Below are 15,598 nucleotides of genomic sequence, written 5' to 3'. Positions count from 1 at the left end.
TCATGAGAAAACTTGTTTTGATTGTATTGTCTGTGTTAACTTTGGCTAATTTGGTATTGCTTGTTATAGCGTTTACCGATCCTTCTTCTTCTTTTTATCCTTTTCGCAATCGCATGGTAATTGGAATATTACTTTTAGCCAATGGAGGTCTTTTGAGAAGACATATTCTGCGGTATAATGAGGATTCGAAGGGAGAGTAGTTTATAACTATTTTTTTGTACTTTTAGTTTCCTATTCTTTATTCATTTGCTGATTATGAGTACGCAAGGGTCTAAAATAACGAAGTTCAACATTTCACCATCTGGGATAGCGGGAATAACTTTTGTGATTCTCTTTTTACTTTATCATGCTGCCGAGTATATGCTCCTCTTTCATAACAGTGTGGTGGGCTTTTTGTTTTTTCAACTCTTATTTTTTGTGGCGGCTTATTTTTTAGGGAATTGGTATTCCGATAATGGACTGGCGGCTTGGGGGTTGTCCTTTAAAGGAAAACTAATGGGTTCCTTGTTTTTTGGAATTTTTATGGGAGTGGTGATGTATGCTATTCCTTATTTCATCTCTCTGGCTTTGGGAATAGAGTCGATAGAAATTGTTCCTAACTTGACTGGGATTTTTGCTATGAGTTTGCCTTTTGTTTTTGGGGTGCTGTTTTCTTCATTTTCGGAAGATATTTTGACCCGAGGGCTTATCTATAAACACTTTAAAAAAGCGATAAAGCCTAAATTGTTGATCTTATTTTCTGCTACTATCTATGTATTGAATCACATTTATCGGTATCAAGATGGCATAGAAACTTGGATGTATTTGTTTCTGTTGGGTGTTATCTATATTATCCCTGTTATTTATACTAAAAGGTTATGGTTGACCGGTGGCATGCATTGGGCTGGGAATTGCTTTTTTTATATTTTCCACAATGTGATTCAAGTCAAAATACAGGCTACTTATATAACCCCTAATTATTTGTTTGCGCTTTGTTTGGCACTTTTTCTTCCTATCTTTTGGGCACTAATAAAAGCGTTTGCTCCTTATTTTAAGAGCAATTCGACTATATGGAAGTAAAGGCAACTATCGTAGTATGTCCTCAAAGCTTGGTTTGAAGTAGTTGGGTCCTTTCATTACCTTACCATCTTCACGATAGATTGGGTTTCCGTCCTCTCCTAGTTTGCTCATGTTGCTGCGTTGGATTTCGTCAAAGACTTCTTCTATCTTGTGTTGTAGTCCGTGTTCTAATATGGTTCCGCATAAAATGTACAGCATATCTCCTAGCGCATCGGCAATTTCTATTAGGTCGTTATTCTGAACCGCTTCTAGGTATTCTTCATTTTCTTCTTTCATTAGGTTGAAGCGCAACATATTCTTTTGCTCTCCTAAATCGGCTCTCATTTCGTGGCTTACTCCTAATCCGAAGGAAGTATGAAATTCTTTTACTGCGTTGAGTTGTTTTTGCATTTGGAATCGAAATTTATTGTTGCTGCAAATTACAACTTTCGGATACATTTGAGTAAATTTGTTGAAAATTTGAAATAAATGTTCACAACTGGTCAATGGACTTTTGCCGCACTGTTTTTTGTGGCGTTTGTAATCGCTGCTTATTTTGCCTACGGAAAAGACAAGGCACTTCACCAAAAGGTATATAAAGGGAGTTATAAGGTACTAATCGCGTTTTTGCTTTTTATTGCTTTGTTGTTTGTGATAAAGGTGGTGACTAAGCATTAGGTTAGTATTCTCTCCATCGTGTGAATGACATAGTAATTACTTCCCTTTTAAGAGATTAACACTCACTGTTGCTATATCGGAATTCGGAAACTTAGTAAATACGTTTTCATCGGAAAAGAGTCCAGCTTCTGCGGCTATTTTATGAAGTACATCAATTTCTACAATGTATTGATCAGAAAAGCCATGTGTAGCATCATAGGCAGTGGCGGCAGTTCTTCCTAGATTGTTGGCCGTTAAGTCGGGTGCGATGGTATGCAGCTCTATTAAGAGTAGTCCAAACTTTTCAACAAATGGAGACCATTTTTTTAAATGTTCCAATAAATTATCTTCTACTTCATTGTTACTGATCCTTTTGCCACGATGAGCAAAAGCACCTGAAGAAGCACTTATTCGATTAGGAGTTTTCACTGTCGGAGTTTCCCATATTCTGTTATGGTCGAGGAAGGTTCTAACGTTGAGGAGTTCTTTTAAATTGATGTTGTAATCGTCTTTTAAAGTCTCTGCTAATAATTGTGGTCTTCCAATATCACCCCAGATTACTTTTGCCCAAATGTCTGCTTTGATTAGATTGGCGCGTGTTACTTTTATAGCGGCTTCGTTATAATCGACGCCCACTAAAAACAAAGGATGTTCGTCTAGCATTTTACCACGTTGGGTTTGGCGTTCGATTACATCAAACATGTGTTCTAGAAAAGCACCATTGCCACAACCCATATCCAAAATTCCGATAGGCTGCTCAGTAATAGGGCGATTGAATAACTCGATGATGATTTCGTCTACAATCTTGAAATATTCAGCATGAGCTCCACCACTACCCCATACATTCATTTCACGATCTACGTGTAATTCGGCTTCATGTTCCCCAACATTTCTAAGGATAGCAGGATTGCCAAAAAGGAGGTCGTCCATTTTTCTTAGTGTTGGAATATAGGAAACGGTAACCCCATAAGCGGCAGCTCTTTTGGCATAGAATAAACCCGTTTCTGTAAATTGGTAATGATCATTTTTCTTGGTAAACCAATTTAGATGTGTTAGAAAGTCTAGTATTTCTTTAAAACATTCTGGTTTTTTGTGAAACTCTTCGGGACGAAAGGAGGTTTCCATGAAATATTTGTGAAACATACCTGTCATTCCGAGCATCACTATTGTAGGCCCTACTAATACTCCTTCGATATGATATAACACTTGTTCCTGAATAGCCCTAATATCATTATCCTCTGAAAGGGTAATGCCAAAGATAGTTTTGTATTTTTTGAATAACGTATTGAGCCTTTCAAAAGGTTCTACTTCAAATTTGCGTGGGTGAAAGTGTTCCGTAAATTGCATCAAATGAAAAACATCTTGATATAGTGGTACTAAAGAAAAAGCGGTTTTACTTTTATCGGTTACTGCAAAAGTGATTTCGTCTTTTTGATTATCGAGATTCTGATGTAGCCAACCTTGTGATGCTATTACTCGAAGTGCCACATTAAGGTAGCCTTCGTTAGCTTTAAACTTTTCGGTTAGTTCTTGTAAGGATACTTTTTGGTGCTGTAAAATAAAATCTAAAACTCCTTTTTGGTGAAGGGAATAAGCAACGGGAACGGTTACTATTCCATCTAAATGTCTGAATAAAATACCTCTAAGTTCGTTTTTTGGTTTCATAATTAGTTTTTCAAATACTGACAAATATACTTAATATGTGCCTATCAAGTTCAATGTTTTATCTTAACTTTGTTTCACCTAATAATCGACCGATGAGAATTCTTAAATATATATTCCTACTGTTACTGCTAGCTTTAATAGGCATTACTGTCTACGTAACCACACAAAAAGGAGATTTTGAAGTTTCTAAAAGTAGCGTTATCAAAACACAACGAAGTACTGTTTTTGATTATGTAAATGATTATAAAAACTGGGAGACTTTTGGTTCTTGGATGCAGAAAAATAGCGCTATTAAATTCAATTATGCTTCTAAAACAATGGGGAAAGGTGCCAAATGTTCTTGGGAAGAGGGTTCTGATGATGGTGATATTACTACCGTTTTTGTAAAGGAAAATGATAGTATCGCTCAAAAAGTAAATTTCAATGGCGCCACAGCCACTTTAGCTTGGACCTTTAAGGATACCATTGGTGGTACCAAAGTAACGATTCATAGTAAAGGTAAAATGGATGTTATTACTAAGGTTATCAGTTTTTTTAAAGGAGGCATAAGTTCAATTGTAACTGATGTATGTGAAAAAAGTTTACGGAACCTAGATAAGACGTTGAAGTATGAAATGAAAACATACACCATAAAAGTAAACGGAATAGTGCAACGTGGTTCAGGATTTTGTTTGAAACAAACGGTTTCCTGTCATATTAAAAGTGTATCAAAAAACATCAAAATTATGATGTCCAGTATGCTTCATTTTTTCAAAAAGAATAAATTAGGCATGGCAGGAAAAGCCTATGTAAAATATGACCGATATGATATTGCTAATGATATTGCTACTATATCGGTATGCATACCTGTAAACCAACAGGTTTTTATTTCGCCAGGAAGTGATGTTTCTTCTGGAGAGATTATTGCTTTCACCTCACTAAAAACAACCTTGACCGGAGATTATTCTCACAGTCAAGAAGCTTGGATAAAAGCAAAAAAATATATCACTGACAATGGATTGAAAGAAAACTTTGCTGGGAAATATACTGAAGTATATGTAAAAACCATTGATGATATTAAGCAACCTTCAAAATGGGTGACTGAAATTTACATTCCTGTTTTTCCTAAAGCAGCGGCTGTTCAACCTGTTGTAACTCCAATAACAGTAGCACCAGAAACACCAGAAGCCACTACTACTCCAACAGAAAATCCTTAATTTAATAAGTAAATTAAACCTTTTCTGCAGTCTATATTCTAACCCGTTAAATTTTCACATTGCAAGAAGAAAAGGATTTTATACAGGAATTATTAAATCCGAAAACGCAGAATGTTGCGTTTCAAAAACTCTTGCGAGATTATCAAAGACCTTTGTATCATCATATTCGGAATATTGTGCTAAACCACGATGATGCCGATGATGTGTTGCAAAATACCTTTGTAAAAGTCTTTCGGTATTTAAAAGATTTTAAAGGGGATAGTAAATTGTTTTCTTGGATGTATCGTATTGCGACCAATGAAGCTATTACCTTTATTAATCAGAAAGCCAAGCGAAATGGCACTACTAGTGAAGCTTTACAAAGCAGAATTGTAGATAATCTGAAAGCTGATATTTATTTTGATGGGAATGAAATCCAGCTCAAATTGCAAAAAGCAGTGGCTTTATTACCTGAAAAACAGCAATTAGTTTTTAAAATGAAATATTACGAAGAATTAAAATATGAAGAGATGTCGGAGATTTTAGGCACATCCGTTGGAGCATTAAAAGCATCTTATCACCATGCCGTTAAAAAAATTGAAGATTTTGTAAAGACCAATTAAACCATTTACTATACCTTTTGTCAAATGAACATGAAAGATTTTAAATTAGATAATGAACCTAAAATCACCTCAGGATTTACAACTCCAGAAGGTTATTTTGATGCATTCTCAGACAGACTTTTATCCCAATTACCAAAGCAAGAACCCAAGGTAATTTCAATTTTTAGCACCAAGAAAACTTGGTATTATGTTGCAGCTGCCATTCTTGTTTTAATGCTATCCATCCCCATTTATAATAAAGTAACTACTCGTTCTGAAGAAGTAGACTCTGCAACCCTAGAAAATTATCTTGCTTGCCAATCTACTATTTCCGAAGAGGAAATTGTAAATTTGCTGGAACAAAAAGATTTGGATAAGATGAAAATAGAATTCAATGTAGAAGACAAAGACATTGAAGAAGCACTAAACTCAAACTCAAATTTAGAACAATATATAATAGACTAATTATATGAAAATCAAAAATATACTATCATTACTTATAGTTATCATTTCTATGAATGCTATAGCTCAGGACGGCCCTTTTATTCGAAAAAAGAAAGATCAGATTAAAGCTTTAAAAGTAGCTTTTATAACGGATGAGTTGGCATTGTCACCAGACGAAGCCTCTAAATTTTGGCCTTTATTCAATGCCTTTGAAGACAAACAACAAGAAATAAGAAAGCAAAAACTAAAAGGTTATTTGGACCGAATGGATGATGAATCATTTGACAAATTATCTGAAAAGGACGCTGCTGCTATGTTGGCTCAAATGGAGAGTAGTGAAGATGAATTATATCAAGCCAAAAAGAAATTTGTAGCCAGTTTGAAAGGAGTTATTTCACCGATAAAAATTCTTAAACTCAAAAAAGCCGAAGAAAACTTCAATAGAAAGTTACTACAACAATACCGTGATAAAAAATTAGGTAAATAAAAATAAAGAGAGCTAACAGCTCTCTTTATTTTTTGAATACAATACGGATGATTTTGTCCTTACCAGCAGCAATCGCTGTCTTATCATCAAGGAAACGAATCGTATAAAGTGATTTGTCACTCAAGAATTGTCTCCAATTATTTCCTCCATCACTAGAATAATATAATCCTGTAAGCCCAACAGAAACCAATTCCCTTCCATCAGATTTTGGTATAAACTGAATACAAGAGGCATAACCAAATCCTGAATTATCTGCTAGTAACTTCCATGTCTTTCCCCCATCAAAAGTAATGGCTTTGTTTTGAAAGTTTTGATTAGGGAGTTCATAATTTCCGCCTGCTATTACACCTATTTTTTCATTATAAAAATCTGCTGTAAAAATACCTGCCATCTTTTGTCCTTGAATAATTGGAGTCTCAAAAACCTCCCAAGAGTTTCCTTTATCTGCCGTATGAAAAACTCTTGCTTTTTTTCCACCTGAAACTATCCATGCGTTATTTCCATTTATGCAAATGTTAGTATTGCTAGCAGCAAAAGCCGCTTCACCATCTCCAACTTTGGGTAAATCGTTGCAACTCATTTTCTTCCAAGTCTTACCTCCGTCTCTTGTAATCAATATCGAAAGACAATCTTCCGTTGGGTCACCAATAGCTATACCCTCATTATCATTCCAAAACTTCATGCTATCGTAAAAAGCTTTTTCATGGCTTTCTGCGTAGACTTTTTGAAAAGTCATATCGGATTTATTTGCCCTAAAAATACTGGTAGGACTTCCAACATTAGCTATAAAAATAGCTTCCGAGTTTTGAGCAATTGATCTAAATTCTAATTTCTCGTTTGTATTGGCTATTGTTTTTTGTAAATGAATTAAGGTTTTAAAATCATAATATCCGATTCTACTTTTATCCGCAGCATACCAAACCTTATCCTTATCAACAAGTAAAGCCCTGATACTGATGTTATCATTCAAAATAGTATCCACTACAACAGACTTAAAAGCACTATTAGTAGTTGAAGAGCCTGATTTACAACTAATGCATATCACCAAAAAAGCAAGACCTATAACTGTATTTTTCATTAAAAAAAATTGAATTATAAGCGAATATACAAATTTGAAATAAGTTAAGATTTGGTTAAAATCTAATAAAAAAATAGTTATGGCATAGTAATTGGTAAGTAAGGTTAAAAACTATTTATAAACTAAAAAGCTATATTATGAAAACTAAAACTTTATTCTTATCAATACTATCAGTATTGAGCATTTCAGGGATTTTTGCCCAAGACAGAACAACAGTTACAGCAACCAACTCTGATATTAGTGATAACCTGGATTTGAGAGCCGTAGCTTCTATATTTGGAGACTCTCAAAACTTAGATGATTTTGAAAGACGATTAAATGATCCAAAAGCTAGAATCTCGAATTTGGATTTAAACGGGGATAACCAAGTTGATTATTTGCGTGTCATCGAAAGTGTTGAAGGGAATGCCCATTTGATTATCATTCAATCTGTTCTTGGGCGTGATACCTTTCAAGATATTGCTACCGTAGAAGTAGAAAGAGATAGACAAAATAGAGTACAGATTCAAGTGGTTGGTGATGTTTACATGTATGGAAATAACTATATCTATGAGCCTGTTTATGCTTATACTCCCGTAATTTATAATACGTTTTGGGTAACTAATTATCGTCCTTATTATTCTTCTTGGAATTGGGGATTCTATCCTAGCTTTTATATTGCTTGGTCTCCATTCCCAATTTTTACTTACCAAAATCACATTGGTCTTTGTATAAGCAATCATAATTATTATCACTATGTAAATTATAGAAGATGTGAGTATGCTTACAACAATTACTATAATGGAAGAAGGGGAAATGCCTATGAAATTGAACATCCAAATCGATCTTTTTCTCATAGAAATACTGGTTATACTAACCGATATGAATTAGACAACAACAGAACCAACACAAGAGGTAACTTGGCAAACAATGGTACAAGAAGTAATTCATTTGATACTAATTCGCCAAGACCTGTAAGAACACAAAACGGTTCTAGAGATATGAATGCTGAATCCACTCCGAGAAGTTATGGAAGCACAAGAAATACAGAATCACCAAGAAGCGTAACAATGCAAAATGGTTCTAGAGACATGAGTGCTGAATCTACTCCAAGAAGTTATGGAAATACAAGAAGTATAGAATCACCAAGAAGCGTAACAATACAAAATGGTTCTAGAGATATGAATACTGAATCCACTCCTAGAAGTTATGGAAGCACAAGAAGCACAGAATCACCAAGAGGTTTTGGAAATGTTAGAAATGAAAGTTCTCCAAGAAATGGAAATCAAAGTAATGAAGCTCCAAGAAGCTCAAGTCCAAGAGAGTATTCTTCACAAGGTGGTAATGCCGGAAGAAGCGAAGGAAATTCAAGAGGTAACAGAAGAAATTAGGTTGAAGTTCATAATTTAGGTTGTTGAAAGAGCACTGCAGGGATGTGGTGCTTTTTTATTTATACACCAAAATTAAATCCTTAAAAAACTAATTGATTTAAAAATATACTACATTTGTATCCGTTTTTTAACAACTTTTTATGAGTGCTCATAATCATCATCTTCACAGTAAACTTACTGTTGCAGGATTGCTTATTACTTTAGGAATTATTTATGGCGATATTGGAACTTCTCCATTATATGTAATGAAGGCCATAATAGGATTACACCACATTATTAACGAAGATATAATTTTAGGTGGATTGTCCTGTATCTTTTGGACATTAACATTACAAACTACTTTAAAGTATGTAATTATAACATTAAGTGCCGACAACCATGGTGAGGGAGGAATTTTTGCGCTCTATGCCTTAGTGAAGCGAACTAAAATTCAATGGTTAATAGTTCCTGCTATTGTAGGAGGAAGTGCACTTTTGGCGGATGGTATTATTACCCCTCCTATTTCAGTAGCTTCTGCTGTAGAAGGGATACGAACTTTTTATCCAAGTATCAATACAGTTCCTATTGTAATTGGAATTCTCTTTATATTATTTACAATTCAACAGTTTGGAACTAAGTTAGTAGGTAAGTTTTTTGCACCTATGATGCTAGTTTGGTTTAGTATGCTTGGTATTTTAGGTATCATCCAAATTAGTTCTAATCTTGAAGTATTTAAAGCCTTAAACCCTTATTATGCTTATCATTTATTAAAAATACACCCTGATGGATTCTATGTATTAGGTTTTGTATTCTTATGTACTACTGGAGCTGAAGCATTGTATTCAGACATGGGACATTGTGGCAGAAAAAATATCCGGATTAGTTGGGTTTTTGTAAAAACTACTTTGGTGTTGAACTATTTCGGTCAAGGAGCCTACCTTATAAAACATGAAGGTGAAACCTTAATGAGTTTGGGTGGGAAAAATGCCAACCCGTTTTATTTGATTATGGAAAATTGGTTCCAACCTATAGGAATTGTTATAGCTACTATGGCTGCAGTAATTGCTTCTCAGGCTTTGATTAGTGGTTCGTTTACGCTTATTAATGAAGCCATGAGATTGAATTTTTGGCCAAAGGTTAAAATCAAATACCCAACGGATTTAAAAGGTCAGTTGTACATCCCCTCTATCAACTGGTTATTATTTATTGGCTGTGTTGGAATCGTACTGCATTTTCAAGAATCGGGGAATATGGAGGCTGCTTATGGTTTGGCCATCGTTCTTTGTATGATTATGACAACCATACTCTTAAATTATTATATGATAATGAAAAGGGTATCTATGTTTATTATAATTCCAATCATTGCGCTTTATTTGTGTATTGAGTTTAGCTTTTTGATTGCTAATCTAGATAAGTTCCCACATGGAGGTTATGTAACCGTTTTGATTGCCTGTTTGTTGATAGGAATCATGACAGTATGGTTTTTGGCTAAAAAAATTAGTAAAGCCTACACTAAAATTGTTAAGATTGACACTTATAAAAAAGTACTCGCCGAGTTAAGTGTTGATTTGTCTATACCAAAATATGCTACGCATTTGATTTATATGACTAACTCAACTCGAACTGACGAGATTGAAGAGAAAGTAATGTACTCCATACTTCAAAAAAGACCCAAACGTGCCGACATGTATTGGTTTGTACATGTGAATATTCTGAGCGAACCTTATAAAAGAGAATACAGAGTTACTGAAATAATCAAAGATGATTTGTATCGAATAGATTTCAATTTAGGTTTTAGAGAACCTACTAAAATCAACTTAATGTTTAAAGAAGTGATTCGAGACATGGTACAAAATGGCGAAGTGGATGTTACCAGTCGCTATGAATCTTTGAATAAAAATAACATCATTGGCGATTTTAAATTTGTACTTTCTGAAAAGTTCTTATCCAATGATAGTGATTTAACTTTCTTCGAAAAAATCATTATGAACAGCTACTTCATTCTTAAAAAACTCAGTTTGTCTGAAGAAAAAGGATTTGGTTTGGATAGTAGTTCGGTAAAAATAGAACAATTCCCAATGGTTCTTCATGCTCCCGAGAAATTTGACATGCACCGTATTCGTTAAAAACAAAGAGATCGTTTTAAAAGCACTCTCCTATTCTTTACTAATTTTAGCTTTAAAACATCAAGCTATATAAATCAGTAAAAATTAACAAATAGGATAACAAAAAAGCAATATCTTTGCGGGCTGATTTTTTTACACTATGCGATTACATCGAAATTTAGTTTACACCACCATCGACTCTTTAAACGCTATTTTCAACGAAGGAGAATATGCCGATAAAGTGGTAGCTCGTGCTTTGAAAAAAGATAAACGTTGGGGAAGCTCTGACCGAAAATTTGTTGCCGAAACCATCTATGAAATCGTACGTTGGAAAAGGTTGTACATGGAAATTGCCAGTGTAAAAGAACCTTTTGACCGAGATCAATTGTGGAGAATGTTTGCCGTATGGGCTGTTTTACGTGGTTATCCAATTCCCGATTGGAAACAATTAGAAGGAACTCCAGAACGTAAAATTAAAGGTCGCTTTGACGAGTTATCCAAAATCAGAAAAATGCGTGAGTCTATTCCAGATTGGATGGATGAATTAGGGGTGAAAGAATTAGGAGAAGAAGTTTGGACTAAAGAAATTGCTGCACAAAACAAGCAAGCTCAAGTTATTCTTCGTGTAAATACTTTGAAAACTACCAAAGAAAAACTTCATGCCCTTTTGATGGATTTAAACATCGAAACCGAATTTTTGAATGACCAACCCGATGCTTTAGTTTTAAAAGAAAGAGCTAATGTATTTTTAACCGATGCTTTTAAAGAAGGAATGTTTGAAGTTCAAGATGCTTCTTCTCAATTAGTTGCTGCTTTTCTAGATGTGCAACCCGGAATGAGAGTTGTTGATACTTGTGCTGGTGCTGGTGGAAAAACGTTGCACATGGCTTCTTTAATGCAAAACAAAGGACAATTGATTGCTATGGATTTGTATGAAAGCAAACTCAAACAATTAAAATTAAGAGCCAAAAGAAATGGCGCTTTCAATATAGAATACAGAATAATTGACACTACCAAAGTCATTAAAAAACTTCACGAAAAAGCAGATAGAGTATTGATTGATGCACCTTGTAGCGGTTTAGGGGTTTTAAAAAGAAATCCAGATGCCAAATGGAAATTACAACCTGAATTTATAGATAACATCAAAAAAGTACAAGCCGAAGTTTTAGAGAATTATTCTAAAATTGTAAAACCTGGTGGGAAATTGGTTTATGCCACTTGTTCTATCTTACCCTCTGAGAATCAGGAACAAATAAAACACTTCTTGTCTACCGAAACTGGAAAATCATTTACCTTTGTCAAAGAAACTAAAATTCTAGCACAAGAAACTGGGTTTGATGGTTTCTACATGGCACTATTAGAAAGAAAAAAAGAAATATAAAAAAACAATGAAAAGAATCATCATCTTATCACTCTTAAGTTTTACCATTTTTAGTAATGCTCAACAAAGTGCTAAAAACGATAATACAACTATGTCTATCCCTGCTGGATATTATAATTCAGCAACTGGAACAGGTTATGCGCTAAAAACACAATTATTCAACATAATCAAAAACCATAATGATAGAGGTTATTCAGGCCTATGGACTACTTATGGAACATCTGACAGAGACCATCAATACGAAAATGATGATACCGTTGTAGATCTTTATTCTGAAAACCCAACTGGAACAGACCCATACACTTTCATCTATAATACTAATCAATGTGGAGCTTACACCTCTGAAGGTGGATGTTATAATAGAGAGCATACGGTTCCACAAAGTTATTTTGGAAGTCAAGTGCAACCAATGTATTCTGATGCACATTTTGTACTTCCAACGGATGGTAAAGTAAATGGATGGAGAGACGATCATCCTTATGGCGTTGTTGGAGCAACAACTAATCCTTGTAATGTTGGAGCCACTAATACTCCTTGCAATACTCTTAATGGTTCAAAATTAGGTAGCAATGTTAACTCAGGTTATTCAGCGGGTTATTCTGGGACAGTTTTTGAACCATTAGATGCTTTTAAAGGAGATATTGCAAGATGCTTATTATATTTTGCATCCCGATATGAGGACCAATTGGTAAACTTCTACACAACATCAGTATCAGAAGCTAAAGTAATTTTTGATGGTAGCTCAGATCACACTTTTTCACAAACATTTTTAAATATTTTATTAACTTGGAATACACAAGATCCTGTTAGTGCACGAGAAATTGAAAGAAACGATGCTATTTATGCGCGTCAAAATAACAGAAACCCATTTATTGATCATCCAGAATATGCTACTGCAATTTGGGGATTACCTTTGTCAATTTCTGCATCTGACTCTTTAGCAGATGTTTCTGTATATCCAAATCCGTCTTCTGATTTAGTCAATATCACTAGCTCAGTATCATTGGACAAAATTGATATTATAACAATCAATGGACAAGTTTTACAACAAATAAAAAATCCAATTTTAGAAAATAACACCTACTCTATTAGCAATTTGCCAAAAGGATTCTACTTCTTAAAATTATCTTCAGCTAGTAGTTCTGTTACTAAAAAAGTATTGGTAAACTAGATTTAGTGATTCCAAATAATAACGAAACGCTGTTGGGATTCAACAGCGTTTTTTGTTTTTAATCGAAAATAGGTCTAAATAGCCATCATAATACTGTAGAAAACATTGATTTCCTTTGAATTTTAGTGGTACTTTAGTATCTTTCGCCCTCAAATTGTGTAACCCTTAAAACATTTTACAAAATGTTAGAAGAAAAGAATGATAACCTGCTTGATGCAGATGGAAGTGTAACCAATGAATCACAAGATGTGACCATGGCTGAAAATCAAGAGGAAACTGAGACGGTTCAAGAAGTTGAAACTCCTTTAGAGGAAATGGAAGAAGTTGTAACTGCAACTGAACCTGAAACTTCTAATGAAGTAGAGGAAGAAACTACTACAGAAACTGAAGTAGAATCGCCTGAAGCTGAAGTGGCCATTTTAACAGAACCTCTTACTGAAGACGAAATTGAAGTAGCTGCTGAAAAAGAAGCACTTGTAGAAGAGACTGTCGAAGCAGTTGCAGAAGAAGTTCCGCAAAGTCCGGACGAAGTAATTGAAGAATCTACTTCAGAAACAGAAGAAAATACTATCGAATTGACCGATAATCAAGTAGCTGATGAAACTCCAGTAGTTGAAAGCGATAGCCAATCAGCAATAAATGCCATAGAAGAAGTAAATGCAGAAGAAGGGGAAGATGAGACTTTAAAAGAGCGTCATGATATTCCAATGTTGGATTACGACACTTTGTCAATGGAGCAATTAGTGGATGAATTAGAAACTTTGGTTGCCGTAGAAAAACTAATGTCTGTTAAAGACCATGTTGAAGAATTAAAAAAATCATTCCTATCTAAATACCATCATTTTATTGATGAAAAGAAAGAAGAGTTCCATGCTGAAAATCCAGATACAACAGAAGATTTTCATTATCACTTTCCTTTAAAAGCAAAATTTGATCAATTATATAGCCAATATAGAGACAAAAAAAACAACCATTTTCAAAGCTTACAAAACAATTTAAAAGCAAACCTAGAAAATAGATTAGCTATTGTTGAAGAATTGAAAAACCTAATACACAGTCAAGACAGCATTCCTGTTACTTTAAAGAAATTTAATGATATCAGAGACCGTTGGAAAGTAGCTGGACCAATTCCGAAAGACAAATACAATCACGTTTGGAATAACTATCATTTTCATTTAGAGAATTTTTATGATGTTCTTCATTTAGACAGAGAAATCAGAGATCTAGATTTCAAACATAATTTAGTTCAAAAGCTTAAAATTATTGAGCGTGTTGAAGAATTAGTAAAAGAAGAAGACATCAACAAAGCTTTCCGTGAATTGCAAGATTTACACCGAATCTGGAAAGAGGATATCGGACCCGTTTCAAGAGATAACCGTGAAGAAATTTGGAACAGATTTAGTGAATTGACCAAACAAATGCACGATAAACGAGAAGGTCTTTTTGAAAAACTTCGTGAAGTTGAAACCGCTAATTTGGAGAAGAAAAAAGAAATCATCGCCAAAATTGAAGTGTTAGCGCAAGAAAAAGTAAACTCTCATAATGCATGGTTAGCGCAAATCGAAAAAGTGGATGCTTTACGAAATGCCTTTTTTAGTACTGGTAAAGTACCATCAGAAGTAACTGATCAAACTTGGACCGACTTTAAAAATGCCGTGAGAAGTTTCAATGTTTTGAAAAACTCTTTCTATAAAGACATTAAGAAAGATCAAAACGATAATCTTTCTAAAAAACAAGCCTTAGTTGCTAAAGCCAATGAATTAAAAGAAAGTACCGACTTTGCTGCCACTACGCCTCTTTTCAAACAACTTCAAGAAGAGTGGAAACAAATAGGTCATGTACCAAGAAAATATTCAGATAAACTTTGGGCTGATTTTAGAGCCGCTTGTAACGAATACTTTGAAAAGTTAAAAGAGCAAAAATCAGAAGCGAATGCAGAAGAAGTAGAAGCTTTTGAAAAGAAGAAAGTTTATATTGAAACTATTAAATCGTTTGAGCTTATTGGTGAACATAAAGCCGATTTAGATGCTATCAAAGCCCATATAGAAACGTGGAAAAGTTTTGGTAAAGTTCCTTTTGCTCGCCGACATATTGAAGGTAAATTCAATAAAATACTAGATGCTTTATTCGAAAAATTAAGTTCTAGTAAAAAGGACAATGAAATGGCTCGTTTTGCTAATAGATTAGACAATCTTTCAGGAGCAGAAAACTCTAGAAAATTGGATAACGAAAAAGTATTCATCATGCGTAAGATTGATGAAGTACAAAGCAATCTTTTCCAATTAGAGAATAACATTCAGTTTTTTGGTAGAGTAAAAGCTGATAATCCAATGGTGAAAGAAGTCATGGACAATATTGAAAAACAAAAAGAAGAATTAGCTACATGGAAAGAAAAGCTAAAACAAATTAGAAATATTAAATCAGAATAAAAAATTAAGCCTCGATA

14 protein-coding genes are annotated in these 15,598 nt (G+C 34.2%); 11 read left to right on the top strand and 3 right to left on the bottom strand.

Annotated features, from left to right (window positions below; genetic code table 11):
- Positions 1-255 precede the first annotated feature (255 nt).
- Complete coding sequence (locus tag OLM53_RS00680; RefSeq protein ID WP_264521129.1) at positions 256-1,059, top strand: CPBP family intramembrane glutamic endopeptidase; 804 nt, start codon at positions 256-258, stop codon at positions 1,057-1,059.
- 6 nt (positions 1,060-1,065) lie between these two features.
- Here the strand turns inward: OLM53_RS00680 and OLM53_RS00675 are convergent, their stop codons facing one another.
- On the bottom strand, positions 1,066-1,449 hold the full coding sequence (locus tag OLM53_RS00675) for a nucleoside triphosphate pyrophosphohydrolase family protein (RefSeq protein WP_264521128.1): 384 nt from the start codon (positions 1,447-1,449) through the stop codon (positions 1,066-1,068).
- 78 nt (positions 1,450-1,527) lie between these two features.
- Between OLM53_RS00675 and OLM53_RS00670 the strand changes: the two genes are divergently transcribed.
- Positions 1,528-1,716 (top strand): hypothetical protein, encoded by a 189-nt coding sequence (locus tag OLM53_RS00670; RefSeq protein WP_264521127.1) that lies wholly within the window; start codon positions 1,528-1,530, stop codon positions 1,714-1,716.
- Between the two features lie 36 nt (positions 1,717-1,752).
- Here the strand turns inward: OLM53_RS00670 and OLM53_RS00665 are convergent, their stop codons facing one another.
- A complete protein-coding gene (locus OLM53_RS00665) occupies positions 1,753-3,360 on the bottom strand; it encodes a class I SAM-dependent methyltransferase (RefSeq protein ID WP_264521126.1) in 1,608 nt (535 codons plus the stop codon).
- Positions 3,361-3,452: 92 nt separating this feature from the next.
- Between OLM53_RS00665 and OLM53_RS00660 the strand changes: the two genes are divergently transcribed.
- From OLM53_RS00660 to OLM53_RS00645, 4 genes are read left to right on the top strand one after another with little or no spacing between them, the layout of a single operon-like run.
- A complete protein-coding gene (locus OLM53_RS00660) occupies positions 3,453-4,556 on the top strand; it encodes an SRPBCC family protein (protein ID WP_264521125.1) in 1,104 nt (367 codons plus the stop codon).
- Between the two features lie 59 nt (positions 4,557-4,615).
- Complete coding sequence (locus OLM53_RS00655; RefSeq protein WP_264521124.1) at positions 4,616-5,158, top strand: RNA polymerase sigma factor; 543 nt, start codon at positions 4,616-4,618, stop codon at positions 5,156-5,158.
- Between the two features lie 30 nt (positions 5,159-5,188).
- Positions 5,189-5,602 carry a hypothetical protein gene (locus tag OLM53_RS00650; RefSeq protein WP_264521123.1) on the top strand — a complete coding sequence of 138 codons (414 nt, stop codon included), beginning with the start codon at positions 5,189-5,191 and terminating at the stop codon, positions 5,600-5,602.
- A gap of 4 nt (positions 5,603-5,606) precedes the next feature.
- On the top strand, positions 5,607-6,068 hold the full coding sequence (locus OLM53_RS00645) for a sensor of ECF-type sigma factor (protein ID WP_264521122.1): 462 nt from the start codon (positions 5,607-5,609) through the stop codon (positions 6,066-6,068).
- A 25-nt stretch (positions 6,069-6,093) separates the two neighbouring features.
- On the opposite strand, the gene OLM53_RS00640 is transcribed toward OLM53_RS00645, so the two are convergent.
- On the bottom strand, positions 6,094-7,146 hold the full coding sequence (locus OLM53_RS00640; RefSeq protein ID WP_264521121.1) for a WD40/YVTN/BNR-like repeat-containing protein: 1,053 nt from the start codon (positions 7,144-7,146) through the stop codon (positions 6,094-6,096).
- A 137-nt stretch (positions 7,147-7,283) separates the two neighbouring features.
- On the opposite strand from OLM53_RS00640, the gene OLM53_RS00635 reads away from it, so the two are divergent.
- From OLM53_RS00635 to OLM53_RS00615, 5 genes are all read left to right on the top strand, one after another.
- On the top strand, positions 7,284-8,516 hold the full coding sequence (locus OLM53_RS00635; protein ID WP_264521120.1) for a hypothetical protein: 1,233 nt from the start codon (positions 7,284-7,286) through the stop codon (positions 8,514-8,516).
- A gap of 140 nt (positions 8,517-8,656) precedes the next feature.
- A complete protein-coding gene (locus OLM53_RS00630) occupies positions 8,657-10,621 on the top strand; it encodes a KUP/HAK/KT family potassium transporter (protein ID WP_264521119.1) in 1,965 nt (654 codons plus the stop codon).
- 139 nt (positions 10,622-10,760) lie between these two features.
- On the top strand, positions 10,761-11,981 hold the full coding sequence (locus OLM53_RS00625) for an RsmB/NOP family class I SAM-dependent RNA methyltransferase (protein WP_264521118.1): 1,221 nt from the start codon (positions 10,761-10,763) through the stop codon (positions 11,979-11,981).
- A 7-nt stretch (positions 11,982-11,988) separates the two neighbouring features.
- Positions 11,989-13,152, top strand: coding sequence for an endonuclease (locus OLM53_RS00620; protein WP_264521117.1), 1,164 nt, complete (start codon positions 11,989-11,991; stop codon positions 13,150-13,152).
- A 182-nt stretch (positions 13,153-13,334) separates the two neighbouring features.
- Positions 13,335-15,581 carry a DUF349 domain-containing protein gene (locus OLM53_RS00615; RefSeq protein ID WP_264521116.1) on the top strand — a complete coding sequence of 749 codons (2,247 nt, stop codon included), beginning with the start codon at positions 13,335-13,337 and terminating at the stop codon, positions 15,579-15,581.
- The last annotated feature ends 17 nt before the right edge of the window (positions 15,582-15,598 follow it).

The organism is Flavobacterium sp. N1994, assembly GCF_025947145.1.
Taxonomy (GTDB): domain Bacteria; phylum Bacteroidota; class Bacteroidia; order Flavobacteriales; family Flavobacteriaceae; genus Flavobacterium.
The sequence above is the reverse complement of the archived record's forward strand: the minus strand, read 5'-3'. Positions and strand labels throughout refer to the sequence as shown.